Source organism: Pseudomonas sp. AP42 (assembly GCF_001728935.1).
In the GTDB taxonomy this organism is placed as follows: domain Bacteria; phylum Pseudomonadota; class Gammaproteobacteria; order Pseudomonadales; family Pseudomonadaceae; genus Aquipseudomonas; species Aquipseudomonas lactis.
Genome location: NZ_LYSO01000147.1, coordinates 1 through 13,219, shown reverse-complemented (window position 1 = coordinate 13,219; position 13,219 = coordinate 1). Strand labels below are relative to the sequence as shown.

The window sequence follows — 13,219 nt, the reverse complement described above, 5'->3', positions numbered from 1 at the left end:
TGAGGCCGTCTTCGCAGGCAAGCCAGCTCCCACATTTGGATTTCGGAGCGTCAGATGGATATGCGTCAGCTGTCAGGCCGTCGCGGGAGCAAGCTCCCTCGCCACAGGTTCGGCGTCATACCGAAGTTGTGCGGATACCTATGCCGTTACAGGGGCAAATGCCTGCTCAACAGCGCCCGCAACGCCGCCGGCTTCACCGGTTTGGCCAAGTAATCCAACCCCGCCCCATGCACCTCGGCCACCATCTCCGGTCGCCCATCGGCACTGATCACCACACCGGGAATCGGCTCGGCCAGTTGCGCACGCAGCCAGCCCATCAACTCGGTACCGGTTTCGCCATGGTCCAGGTGGTAATCCACCAACGCCAGTTGCGGGCGGATACCCTCGGCCAGCAACGCCGCGCATTCGGCCTGGTTGGCGGCTGTCCAGACTTCACAGCCCCAGCGCGTGAGCAGGCTGCGCATACCGATCAGAATGCTGTCTTCGTTATCCACGCACAGCACCCGTGCGCCACTCAAGGGCAGGCCGGTTTCTGCCGGCGCCTTGGGTTGCGCGCTGGCCTGGTTGCGGGCCAGCGGCACGCACACGCTGAAGACGCTGCCTTTGCCCGGCCAGGAGCGCACGCTCAGGCGATGGCCCAGTACGCGGCACAGGCCGTCGGCAATCGCCAGGCCCAGGCCCAGGCCCTTTTCGGCACGGGTCTGGTGGCTGTCCAGGCGCTTGAACTCTTCGAAGATCACCTTTTGTTTATCCGGCGCAATGCCAGGGCCACGGTCCCAGACCTCCAGGCACAGTTCGCCCTTGCGACGACGTACGCCCAGCAGCACCGGGCCGTCGGCATAACGGAAGGCATTGGTCAGAAAGTTCTGCAAAATCCGCCGCAGCAGCTTGATGTCGCTGTCCACCCGCATACGGCTGCCGCGCCAGCGGAAGCGCAAGTGTTGCTCCTGGGCCAGTGCCTTGAATTCTGCGCCCAGGGTGTCGAACAGCTCGTTGAGGACAAAGGGCTGGCGCTGCGGATTGATCTTGCCGTTTTCCAGGCGCGAAATATCCAGCAAATCACTGATCAAGTCTTCAGCCGAGCGCAGCGAGCTGTCCAGGTGTTGCACCAGCTGCCGTGCTTCGCCGGACAGGCCATCGGTCTGGTGGGAGAGGGCGGCGGAAAACAGCCGCGCAGCGTTCAGCGGCTGCATCAGGTCATGGCTCACGGCCGCCAGGAACCGCGTCTTCGACTGGCTGGCGGATTCGGCCACGCCCTTGGCGTCGGTGAGGGCCACGTTCAGTTGCGACAGTTCATGGGTGCGCTCGGTCACTCGCTGCTCCAGGCCCTCGTTGGCCTCGGTCAGCGCTTGTTCGGCTTCGCGGAACGCGGTGATGTCGGTGAAACTCATGACAAACCCGCCGCCGGGCATCGGGTTGCCGATCAACTCGATCACCCGGCCATTGGGGAACAGGCGCTCGGAGGTGTGCGCACGCCCCTGGCGCATCCAGTGCAGGCGACGCGCCACGTGCACTTGCGCTTCACCGGGGCCACACAGGCCGCGCTCGGCGTTGTAGCGAATGATGTCTGCAATGGGCCGGCCAACGCTGATCAAGCCGTCCGGGTAGTTGAACAGTTCCAGGTAACGCCGGTTCCAGGCCACCAGCTTGAGCGACTGGTCCACCACGCTGATGCCCTGGGTGATGTTCTCGATGGCGCCTTGCAGCAGGGCGCGGTTGAACTGCAGCACTTCGGAGGCTTCGTCGGCGATACGGACCACGTCCTCCAGCTGCATTTCCCGCCCTTCAATCGCCGCTTTCACCACCGCCCGCGTCGAGGAGGCGCCGAGTACGCCAGCCAGCAAGCGTTCGGTGTGGGCGATCCAGTCGTTATCGGCATTCTGGTTGGGGTTGAAGCCTTTGCCCTGGCGATAGGCGAAGCGAATAAAACTCTGCTGGGCCCGTTCTTCCCCGACGAAACGTGCCGCCAGGCTGAGCAGGTCGCTGATCTGTACCGACAGCATGGAACGCGCACTCGCGCGCTGGCTGATTTCCTGGCCGATAAAACGACCTGCCTGCCAGTGCTCGGAAACCCGTGTGCGCGACAGCATCGACACCCACACGAAGAGGGTGAAGTTACCGGCCAGGGAGAACACAGTGCCCAGGGTCAGCGAGGTTACCGACAGCCCGAACGGGTGGGAGTGCATCCAGGTCAGGCCGGGGAAAAGGTTGAGCGACCAGCCCAGACTTTTCGCCGTCACCGGCAGGACCAAAGTGTAGAACCACAAGAAGGTACCGGCGGCCAAACCGGCAAACACCCCACGCCGGTTGGCTTGCTTCCAATACAGCGCACCGAGCATCGCCGGGGCCAGTTGGGTCACGGCGGCAAACGCGATCTGGCCGATGGTCGCCAGGCTGGCGGTGGAGCCCAGCAAGCGGTAGCTCACGTACGCCAGCAGCAGGATGATCACAATGCTCACCCGGCGCACCGACAGCATCCAGTGGCGGAAGACTTCGAATGGCCGTTCGGCGCTGGACCGGCGCAACAGCCACGGCAGCAGCATGTCGTTGGAGACCATGGTCGACAAGGCGATGCTCGCCACGATCACCATGCCGGTGGCCGCCGACGCACCGCCAATAAATGCCAGCACCGCGAGCGCCGGGTGCGCCTCGGCCATCGGCAGGCTGATCACATAGGAGTCCGGCAGCACTGAGCTTGGCAACAGCATCTTGCCGCCCAGGGCGATGGGCACCACGAACAGTGCCGCGAGGATCAAATAAGCCGGGAACACCCACTTGGCCAGGCGCAAATCCTGGGGGTCGATGTTCTCCACCACCGTCACATGAAATTGTCGTGGCAGGCAGATGATCGCCATCATGGCGACGCCGGTCTGCACCACCATCGATGGCCAGTTGATGGTCTCTTTCCAGTACTCCTCCAGGCGCGGGGCGAGCATGGCCTGGCTGAACAGGTCGCCGAAACCGTCGTACAAGCCGTAGGTGACAAACGCACCGACGGCAAGAAAAGCGAACAGCTTGACCAGCGACTCAAAGGCAATCGCCAGCACCATGCCGCGGTGGTGTTCGGTGGCGTCGAGGTTGCGCGTGCCGAACACGATGGTAAACAGCGCCAATACCAGCGACACAATCAAGGCCGTGTCCTGGGCGCGGGTGCCGGTGGTGTCGGGGCCGGCGCCGATCAGCAGGTTCACGCCCAGCACAATGCCTTTGAGCTGCAGCGCGATATAGGGCAGTACGCCGACCAGGCAAATCAGCGCCACCACCACCGCCAGGGACTGGGACTTGCCGTAACGGGCGGCGATAAAGTCGGCGATGGAGGTGATGTTTTCCTGCTTGCTGATCAGGATCATCTTCTGCAGCACCCAGGGGGCCAGCACCAGCAACAGCACGGGCCCCAGGTAGATCGGCAAGAATGCCCACAGTTGTTCGGCCGCTTGGCCCACGGCGCCGAAGAAGGTCCAACTGGTGCAGTACACCGCCAGCGACAGGCTATACACCCAGGCACGCACGCGCGGCGGCAGCGGCGCATGGCGGCGGTCACCGTAAAAGGCGATGGCAAACATGGTGGCCATATAGGCCAGGGCAACGGCGGCGATCAGCCCGCTGGACAGCGTCATGGTAACTCCGAGCATAAGAACACCCGGGCATTCCAGGCCCGGTTGGACAGTCTCGCATGATGCCTGGTGTTAGTCAGTGTCGACCAAGGTCGTGTGGGATCGAATGTCGCAGGCGGCGCTCAGCGCGGTGGCAGGGTTTTCTGGCGCAGGATGTAGATCGTCACCAGCACCGCACTGGTCAGCATAAAGCCCCGTGCCCAGGGCAGTGGCACCAGGTAGCAGGAGATCGAGATGCTCAACCACATCAAGCCAATGGCGTAGACCTTGCCTTTGAGCGGGATGCCATTGCCGTCCAGGTAGTCGCGCACCCAGGGCCCCAGGCGCGGGTGTTCCACCAGCCAGTGGTAGAAGCGCGGGGAGCTGCGAGCGAAGCAGGCGGCGGCGAGCAGCAGGAAGGGTGTGGTCGGCAACACCGGCAGGAAAATACCGATGACGCCTAGCGCTACGCTTAGCCAGCCAATGGCCAGCAGCGCGTAGCGCAGGAGAAGTGGACGGTTGCCCATGGGTGCCACGGGCAAGCGACTCAGTGGTGACGTGGCTTGAGGATCGCCGGTTTTTCGTCGGGCGCGTTGCACAGCAGGTACAGCGCGGTCAGGGCTTCCGGGATCTGCACGATCATGTCGTCCATCAGGTTGGCGTCGGCGGCGATGTCGGAGAACTCTGCCTCCTCTTCGAACAGGCCCGAACCGACCATGATCGGCAGCAGCATTTCACTGACTTCTTCTTCGGCGGTTTCGAACCAGGCGGCTTCGCGCAGGAACACGCCTTCCATGAAACCGATGCACCAGCCGCGCAGGTCGGAGTCATCCGGGTCGTCGCCCAGGTCCAGCTCGCACGGCAGCTCGAACTCTTCGTCGGAGGCCAGTTGGCGGGCGATGTGGGCTTTGAGGGCGAGCAGGGTGGATTCGATTTCTTCGCGCTGGGCGTCGTCGCTGTAGTGAGGCTCTTCAGCGAACAGCGCGTCGATCCATTCACGGTCCGGGACGGGGTCGGAGCAGATCGACAGGGCGGTCAGGTAGCCGTGGGCGGCCACGTAGTCCAGCGCCTCGTCATGCAGCTCATCGGCGTCGAGGAAGGCTTGCAGGCGGGTTAGTTGCTCAGCGAAGGACATTGAAGGGCTACCTTGGGAATAAACGATGCTGAATTCTAGGCTTTCTTGAGCGCCCAGGCCAGCCGCACGGCATATTTGCCCGGTTTTAGCCTGGTGCGTCTATTCGTCAGTCGCGCCCTTTGGGGGATAACGCTCGGGTATACTGCCGCGTTTTGTGATGCCCCTGCAGGCCCAGCGCCAATCCGGGAAAACTTCGCTTACGGATTATTTTTCGTGAGCGCGGATTTTTTCGGCCAGCCTGTATAGAGGGATTTCGGCACCATTTTGGAGTTTTACATGCTCGAGCAGGCTCAACGCGTCCTCAAGGACATCTTCGGCTACGACAGTTTTCGTGGCCGCCAGGGTGCGATCATTGAGCGCGTGGCCAGTGGCGGCGATGCCCTGGTACTGATGCCTACCGGTGGCGGCAAGTCGCTGTGCTTCCAGGTGCCGGCCCTGTTGCGCAATGGCCTGGCCGTGGTGGTGTCGCCGCTGATCGCGCTGATGGACGATCAGGTCGCCACCCTTGAAGAACTCGGGGTCGCTGCCGCGTCGTTGAACTCCACCCTCAGCGCCGAGCAGCAGCGCGACCTGGCAGCGCGCATCAAGCGTGGCGAAGTGAAAATGCTTTACCTGGCGCCGGAGCGCCTGGTGCAGCCACGCATGCTGGCCTTTTTGCAGAGCCTTGAGATCGCCCTGTTTGCCATCGACGAAGCCCACTGTGTGTCGCAATGGGGTCACGATTTCCGTCGCGAATACCTGCAGCTTGGCCAATTGGCCGAACTGTTTCCCGATGTGCCGCGCATTGCGCTGACCGCCACCGCTGACAAGCGGACCCGCGAAGAGATCGTCGAGCGCCTGCATTTGCAGAACGCCGAGCGCTTCCTGTCGAGTTTTGACCGGCCCAATATTTTCTACCGCATCGTGCCCAAGGAGCAGCCGCGCAAGCAGTTGCTGGCGTTCCTGTCCGAACGGCGCAGTGATGCGGGCATCGTGTACTGCCTGTCGCGCAAGAAAGTCGACGAGGTCGCCGCGTTCCTCTGTGAGCAAGGCTACCCGGCGCTGCCTTACCACGCCGGCCTGCCCAATGACACGCGATCTGCGCACCAAAAACGCTTCCTGAACGAGGAAGGCCTGATCATGGTGGCGACCATTGCCTTTGGCATGGGTATCGACAAATCCAACGTGCGTTTCGTGGCGCACATGGACCTGCCCAAGTCCCTTGAGGCTTATTACCAGGAAACCGGGCGTGCTGGCCGTGATGGCCTGCCGGCGGATGCCTGGATGGTGTACGGCCTGCAAGATGTGGTGATGCTCAAGCAGATGCTGCAGAACTCCGAAGGCGACGAGCGTCACAAGCGTCTGGAGCAGCACAAGCTCGACGCCATGCTCTCGTTGTGCGAAGAGACCCGCTGCCGCCGCCAGACCCTGCTGGCGTATTTCGACGAAGACATGCCTGAACCCTGCGGCCACTGCGATAACTGCATCGACGGCGTGCAAACCTGGGACGCCACCGAACCGGCGCGCCAGGCGTTGTCGACGATCTATCGCACCGGCCAGCGCTATGGCGTGGGCCATCTGGTGGATGTTCTGCTGGGCAAGGACAACGAAAAAATCCGCAGCTTCGGCCACGAAAAACTCTCGGTGTACGGTGTCGGCAAGGCCCGGGCTGAAGGGGAGTGGCGTTCGCTGTTTCGCCAGATGGTTGCCCGTGGTCTGGTCGACATCGATATCGAAGGCTACGGCGGGCTGCGCCTGAATGACAGTTGCCGGCCCTTGCTCAAGGGCGAAGTGAGCCTGGAACTGCGCCGTGACCTCAAGCCGCAGACCACCGCCAAAAGCAGCAGCACCAGCCAGGCCAGCCAGCTGGTGCGGGGCGAGGAGCGCGAACAATGGGAAGCCTTGCGCACCCTGCGGCGCAAACTGGCGCAGGAGCACAGCGTACCGCCCTACGTTATCTTCCCCGACTCCACCTTGCTGGAGATGCTGCGCGAGCAGCCCACCACCATGGCCGAGATGGCCCGGGTCAGCGGCGTGGGCGCACGCAAACTGGAGCGCTACGGCCAGGCCTTCCTGGAAGTGCTCGGCGGCCAGGCCGAAGCGCCGAAGGAAATCGCCGATATTCGCCACGAACTGATCAGCCTGGCCCGTGCCGGCATGACCCCGCTCCAGATCGCCGGCCAGCTGCAATGCTCGGAAAAAAACGTGTACACCTTGCTCGCCGAAGCCATCGGCAAGCAGCAATTGTCCCTGGAGCAGGCCCTTGATTTGCCAGAGGATTTGCTCGGTGAAATCCAGGACGCCTTTCTCGATGGAGAAGGCGAATTGCCAGCTGTCACGGAGATTGCGCCGTTGTTTACCGGGCGTGTTCCGGAAGGCGTTTTGTACTGCGTGCGTGCCGCTTTGCAGTCCGAATTCGAAATTTAGTGTGCCAATTACGACAATGTAACGAATCAGTACATAGCGGGCCTTGCCTACGGGCAGGGCTCATGCTTAGCTGACTAATAATTAGCCATACTTTATTTTCAGTCTTAAACACGAGTTTTTTATGCCGTTAACCGATCAACACCGTTTTGGCATGCAGTTGGCGCAAATGTCCCGAGGTTGGCGCGCCGAACTGGACCGCCGTCTGGCGGGGCTGGGCTTGTCCCAGGCGCGCTGGTTGGTGCTGCTGCACCTGGCCCGTTTTGTCGAAGCACCCACCCAGCGTGAATTGGCCCAAAGTGTCGGGGTGGAAGGGCCCACCCTGGCGCGTCTGCTCGACAGCCTCGAAGGCCAGGGCCTGGTACAACGCCAAGCCGTGGTGGAAGACCGGCGCGCCAAACGCATCCTGCTGTGCGATACGGCTCAACCGCTGATCGACCAGATCGAAACCATCGCCACGGCATTGCGCCATGAATTGTTCGTGGGCGTGAATGAAGAAGACCTGCGGGTGTGCATGCGGGTGCATGAGCACATCCTGGCGAACCTGGAAAAGTCCTGAACTGCAAATGTAGGAGCGAGCTTGCTCGCGAAAAACGTCAACGATAACGCGGGTTTCCTGAATAAACGCGGCGTCTTTGGGTTTTTCGCGAGCAAGCTCGCTCCTACAAAAGTCCTTGGCAATCCTTTCCTAGAACGTCTGGCCCAGGTTCAAGTACACCGCCTTCTGATTATCATCATTGAACCCATAGCTGAAATTCAGCGGCCCCAATGGCGTATCAAACCCCAGGAAAATACTCGCGGCGTTGATATAACCGCTGTCGAACTCGTTATCGTTGTTCCACGCCCGGCCCCGTTCCAGGGATGCACCCAGGTACAACGGGAAGTCCAGCGGCAGGTAAGAACGCGGAGTGAGCCTGCGGAAGTACACCGCGCGCATCAGGCTGATGTTCTGCCCCGAAATCGCATCCTGGCGAAAGCCCGACAATTGCCGTGCGCCCCCCAGCAGAAAGCTGGAAATCACCACATCCGAATCATCCAGGGTACGTCCATAGCGGCCGCCCAGTATCAGGGTGTCCGGGCCGTGGCTCATGGCCTTGTCCAGTTTGAACTCCCATTGGCGGTAGCGCTGGTCCGAGCCCAGGCCGGGTTCGAACTCGCGAAAGGCCAGGCTGATGTCTTCGCCGCTGTGGGGGAAGTACACGTTGTCCAGGGAATCGAAGGAGTATTTGAGCTCATAAAAGCCTTCGCTGAAGCTCACACTCGGTAGATCGCGGTCGCCAATGCGCACGTCCGCCTTGCCCCAGGCTTCACCTACGCCAAAGCGGATCTCGCCGCTGTTGCCGATCTGTCGGCCCACGTTCAAACCAAAGCCGTAGCGTTCCAGGCGGTATTCGGAGATGGGGTCGTTGTCCAGGATCAGCTCGACGTTCTGTGCCTCGGCCCTGATGTAGGGGGCCACAAAGTAGCGTGAGCCGGTGTCCATGGGTTGGTAGAACTCGCTGTACAGCTCCTGCCGATCACCAATCTGCACCCGCGTCAGCCATTCCGCGCCGAGGCGGTTGATGCCGTTCACGCGGTAACTGGCGCCGAGGTTGAAGGCGCTGTCGCCGCGCATGTCGTCCGAGAGGTTCAAGCCCAGGCGCAGGTAGTCGGTGCCGCTGCGCTTGCCGCGTGCGCTGATTACCAGGGTGTTGTCCTGGCCTTTTTTTACCACGCGGTATTGCACCTGCTCGAAGTAATCCAGGCCGTACAGGGTGCCCATGTCCGATTGCAGGCGGCCCAGGTTCAGCGGTTCTCCCAGGCCCTGGCGGATGTAGTAGCGGATAACGTCGTCGCTGACCTTGGAGTCGTTCTCCACCTGGATTGCGGTGATCACCGGGGTGCGTTCGCCCGGCGTGCGCGCAGCTATCAGGTCGGCGTCGATGGGTTCGGCAGGGCGCAGGTGTGCCAGGCGTACGTCGAGGGCACGGGTGGCGCGGTAACCGGCTTCGATCATGTCCTTGGCGCGGCCGAAGTCGGTGACGCCATAAGCGGCCAGCGGCGGTTGGATCAACACGTCCTTGGGGTACAGGGCCTTGAGTTGCTCCTCGGAGTTGCGCCGGGTCATCAGGGTGATGGACTGGTTGAGCACGTCCACCACGGTGGCCAGTTGCTTGCGCGAGCGCAGCGGGGTGCCGATGTCGACCACGATGGCGATGTCGACGCCCATCTCCCGCGCCACGTCCAGCGGGATATTGTCGGTCATGCCGCCGTCCACCAGCAGGCGGCCATCCAGCTCCACCGGGGCGAACACCGCGGGGATCGACATGCTGGCGCGTATCACCTGGGGCAGGTGGCCTTTGCTGAAGACTACTTTTTCGCCGGTGGTGATGTCGGTAGCCACGGCGCGGAAGGGGATCGGCAGCTTGTCGAAGTTACGCGTGTTGCTGCTGTGGGCGAACATGCTTTCCAGCAGCAACGCCAGGTTCTGGCCCTGGATCACGCCCAGTGGCAGGCCGAGGCTACCGTCGTCGCGGAAACTGAGTTTTTGTTTGACCAGGAAATCCCGGTCATCCTGCTTGCGCCGAAACGGTACGTCTTCACGCGGTGGCGCGTCGGACAGGGCCTGCTGCCAGTCGATCCCCAGCGCCAATTTCTCCAGCTCGTCGATCTTGTAGCCCGACGCGTACAACCCGCCAATCACCGCACCCATGCTGGTGCCGGCAATCGCATCGATATGAATCCCTTGCTCTTCAAGCGCCTTGAGTACGCCGATATGCGCCAGGCCACGGGCGGCACCGCCAGACAGCACCAGGCCGATTTTCGGCCGGGGGGCTTCTACAGCGTCGGCAAGTAGGGGGACAAGGCACAGGAACAGGCAAGACAGCAGGCGGCGCATCATCAATCTCGTGGCTGGGCGACAAAGGTCGCTATTATAGCCACCCGATTCGCTGAGCCTGTTACGCCAGGAGCCGCTTAATGATGTCTGCATGCAAACCCGAGATCGTTATCACCTATTGCACCCAGTGTCAGTGGTTGCTGCGCGCCGCGTGGTTGGCCCAGGAGTTGCTCAGCACCTTTGCCGATGACCTGGGACGCGTGGCGCTGGAACCGGCCACCGGCGGCGCGTTTCGCATCACCTGTGATGGCGTGCAGATTTGGGAGCGCAAGGCCGATGGCGGTTTTCCCGAGGCCAAGGTGCTCAAGCAGCGAGTGCGCGACCAGATCGACCCCCAACGCGACCTCGGGCATAACGACCGTACCGTCTGAAGTCAGGCCGGCGCCGGTTGTTTGGCCTGGCTGGCGCTGCCCATCAGGCCGGAGAGCACGATGGCGACGATGATCAACGCGCCGCCCAGCAGCATGCGCAAGGTCGGGGTTTCGGCGAACAACAGCCAGGCCACGGTAATGCCGTAGACCGGCTCCATGGCAAACACCACCGACGCGGTGCGCGCCTTGATCACCGCGAGGCTGGCGACAAACAGGCTGTGGGCCAGGCCGGTACAAAACACCCCCAGCAGCCCGATCCACAACCAATCTATCCCACGCACATCCGCCAGCCCCGGCGCGGCCACGGGCAGCAGGAGCGCGGCGACCACGATGTTCTGGCACAGCGCGGCCTGGACCGCAGGAATGCGCCCGGAACTGGCGCGATTGTTCAGCGACAACAACGAGAACAACAAGCCCGAGGCGATACCCCACAGCAGCCCGCCCGTAGCCTCGCTGGCGAGATTGAAATCCGGGGTCACAAGCACCAGGCCAACGGTAACCAGAACCACCAGCAGCACTTCGTTGGCCCGAATACGCTCGCGGAAAATCAGCCCCTCAAGGATCACCGTAAAGGCCGGAAACGCGGTGAAACCCAGGGTCGCCACAGCCACGCCCGCGACCTTGACGGCAATAAAGAACGTCACCCAATGGGCGGCCAACAACACACCGCTGACCAGCAGCCGGCGCCAGTCGCGCATCTCTAGCTTTTTCCACGGAGCGTTGCTGGCAAAGCGGGCGAATACCGCCAGCGCCAGCACGGCAAACGCCGCCCGGCCAAATACGATGATGGCAGGGGAGGCCGCCGCCAGCTTGCCGAATACACCGGTGAGGCCAAACATCAATGCGCCGATATGCAGGGCGCCAAGGGCTGAGCGGGGAGTCATTGCGATCCTTGATCCAACAGGGGGTGACAGCCTCGCAGTCTAGAGGGTTGGCGGGGGGGCGTCTGTCGCGGGTGGGGTGATTTTTAGCGCAAGACTCTTGCTAGCCCGCCCGACGCAACGCCCCGGGCGAGGCGCCAAAGGCCCGTAGCATGGCCGCGCAAAATGCGCTTTGTGAGGCGTAGCCGACGCGCTCGGCAATCTCGCCGATGGGCAGGGAGGTTTCGCGTAACAGCTTGAGCGCCATGTGCAGGCGGCGACTGCGTAGATAGTCCATCGGCGTCTGCCCGCATTCCGCCATAAACCGTGCATGCAGGCGCGGCACGGACAAATCGGCGATCCGTGCCAGGTCGGCCACCTGGAGAGGGCGCGCCGCATGGCGCTCGATATGGGCATTGAACGCCGCGTAAGGCAGGCGCCGGCCCGGCAGTGTTTGGGCCTGAGGATGGTTGAGGCTGGCCAGTAACAGCACAGCCCCTTGCTGGACGATCAGCGGGTCGTGCACCGGGCTTTGTGCCAGCCACTGCACCAACTGGTGTTGCCGGGCATCCAACGCGAGGCGCGCGGGTTGGTCGAGCAAGCGGCGGCTGGCATCGGCATGTTCGCCCAAGGATTGCACCATCCAGTTTTCAGTCGGTACATCCAGCACCAGGCAGCGGCTGCCATCGCGGCTGATGCAGGCATGATGGGTGGAGAAGGGCAGCACCATCACGCTGCTTTCGCGCACCTGGCTGCCACGGCCATCGACTTCCAGGTCCAGGTGCCCGGACAGGCCGAACACCAACTGCGCATGGTCATGGCTGTGGGCAATGGGCGCTTCGAGGTAGTGGCGTAGCGTGAGGGTCGGGCTCATCGCGGTCTCCAGGGCGGCAAGCTGTCAGTCTACAACGCTTGGCGGGCAGCGGGCGCTGTCATCAGACTGACGCACGCTTGTCATGGGCTATTAATCGCGAGGGTGCAAGCTCGCCAAAACAGCGTCGAGGGATGCCCATGACCCGTGCCGAGTTCACCAAGCCCAGCCGCAAGCAACGGGTGCGAACCCTGTGGATTTCCGACGTGCACCTGGGCACCCGGGATTGCCAGGCCGAGCACCTGTCGCACTTTCTCAAGGGCTACCACGCCGACAAGGTCTACCTGGTCGGTGACATCATCGACGGTTGGAAAATGCGCGGCGGCATGTATTGGCCTCAAGCCCATACCAACGTGATCCGCCGCCTGCTGACCATGGCCAAGCGTGGCACCGAGGTCATCTATGTCACCGGCAATCATGACGAGTTCCTGCGTCGCTATTCCAAGCTGATCCTGGGCAATATCCAGTTGGTCGATGAAGCCGTGCACGTCACCGCCGATGGTCGCCACTTGCTGGTGATTCATGGCGACCAGTTTGATGTAATCACGCGCTATCACCGCTGGCTCGCCTTCCTTGGCGATTCGGCCTACGAATTCACCCTGACGCTGAACCGCTGGCTGAACCACTGGCGTGCGCGGTACGGCTACGGTTATTGGTCGCTGTCGGCTTACCTGAAGCACAAGGTCAAGACAGCGGTGAGTTTTATCAGCGATTTCGAAGAGGCGATTGCCCACGAAGTGACCAAGCGTGAATTGCACGGGGTGGTGTGCGGGCATATTCACCATGCCGAGATTCGCAAGGTGGGCGAGGTGGATTACCTCAACTGCGGGGATTGGGTGGAGTCGTGCACGGCCTTGATCGAGCACTGGGATGGGCATATCGAGTTGTATCGGTTGGCGGATGCGCAGGCTAAAGAGGCACTGCTCAAGGCTGAAATGGTTGCTGGCTGAACCTGTGGCGAGTGAGCTTGCTCCCGTGACGGCCTGACAGCCGACGTTGATCTACCTGACACCCCACGATTCAAATGTGGGAGCTGGCTTGCCTGCGAAGAGGGCCTGACAGTCAACACAGCTGGATTGTGTACATATCCATTGCTTCGGTAACGGCC

At 62.2% G+C, this 13,219-nt stretch carries 10 protein-coding genes; 4 read left to right on the top strand and 6 right to left on the bottom strand.

What is annotated here, in order from left to right; all coding sequences use genetic code 11:
* Positions 1-146: 146 nt before the first annotated feature.
* The 3 genes from A7K61_RS28330 to A7K61_RS28320 form a co-directional block, all read right to left on the bottom strand.
* Entirely contained in the window at positions 147-3,617 is a 3,471-nt protein-coding gene (locus A7K61_RS28330) for a PAS domain-containing hybrid sensor histidine kinase/response regulator (protein ID WP_069558838.1), read from the bottom strand.
* A 119-nt stretch (positions 3,618-3,736) separates the two neighbouring features.
* Complete coding sequence (locus A7K61_RS28325; RefSeq protein ID WP_019818414.1) at positions 3,737-4,120, bottom strand: YbaN family protein; 384 nt, start codon at positions 4,118-4,120, stop codon at positions 3,737-3,739.
* Positions 4,121-4,140: 20 nt separating this feature from the next.
* Positions 4,141-4,728: a YecA family protein gene (locus tag A7K61_RS28320; RefSeq protein ID WP_044268462.1), complete on the bottom strand. Its 588-nt coding sequence runs from the start codon at positions 4,726-4,728 to the stop codon at positions 4,141-4,143.
* A gap of 276 nt (positions 4,729-5,004) precedes the next feature.
* Here A7K61_RS28320 and recQ point away from each other — a divergent pair, with 276 nt between their 5' ends.
* Positions 5,005-7,134: a DNA helicase RecQ gene (gene recQ, locus A7K61_RS28315; protein WP_069558837.1), complete on the top strand. Its 2,130-nt coding sequence runs from the start codon at positions 5,005-5,007 to the stop codon at positions 7,132-7,134.
* Between the two features lie 121 nt (positions 7,135-7,255).
* Entirely contained in the window at positions 7,256-7,690 is a 435-nt protein-coding gene (locus A7K61_RS28310) for a MarR family transcriptional regulator (protein ID WP_003193007.1), read from the top strand.
* Positions 7,691-7,819: 129 nt separating this feature from the next.
* Here A7K61_RS28310 and A7K61_RS28305 read toward each other — a convergent pair whose 3' ends face one another.
* A complete protein-coding gene (locus A7K61_RS28305; RefSeq protein WP_044268468.1) occupies positions 7,820-10,009 on the bottom strand; it encodes a patatin-like phospholipase family protein in 2,190 nt (729 codons plus the stop codon).
* Positions 10,010-10,092: 83 nt separating this feature from the next.
* Between A7K61_RS28305 and A7K61_RS28300 the strand changes: the two genes are divergently transcribed.
* Positions 10,093-10,380, top strand: a complete 288-nt coding sequence (locus tag A7K61_RS28300; protein ID WP_014719371.1) for a SelT/SelW/SelH family protein — start codon at positions 10,093-10,095, stop codon at positions 10,378-10,380.
* A gap of 2 nt (positions 10,381-10,382) precedes the next feature.
* Here A7K61_RS28300 and A7K61_RS28295 read toward each other — a convergent pair whose 3' ends face one another.
* Both A7K61_RS28295 and A7K61_RS28290 read right to left on the bottom strand, forming a co-directional pair.
* Positions 10,383-11,264, bottom strand: coding sequence for a DMT family transporter (locus tag A7K61_RS28295; RefSeq protein ID WP_069558836.1), 882 nt, complete (start codon positions 11,262-11,264; stop codon positions 10,383-10,385).
* Between the two features lie 100 nt (positions 11,265-11,364).
* A complete protein-coding gene (locus A7K61_RS28290) occupies positions 11,365-12,114 on the bottom strand; it encodes an AraC family transcriptional regulator (RefSeq protein WP_069558835.1) in 750 nt (249 codons plus the stop codon).
* A 137-nt stretch (positions 12,115-12,251) separates the two neighbouring features.
* Here A7K61_RS28290 and A7K61_RS28285 point away from each other — a divergent pair, with 137 nt between their 5' ends.
* Complete coding sequence (locus A7K61_RS28285; protein WP_003192999.1) at positions 12,252-13,061, top strand: UDP-2,3-diacylglucosamine diphosphatase; 810 nt, start codon at positions 12,252-12,254, stop codon at positions 13,059-13,061.
* Positions 13,062-13,219 lie beyond the last annotated feature (158 nt).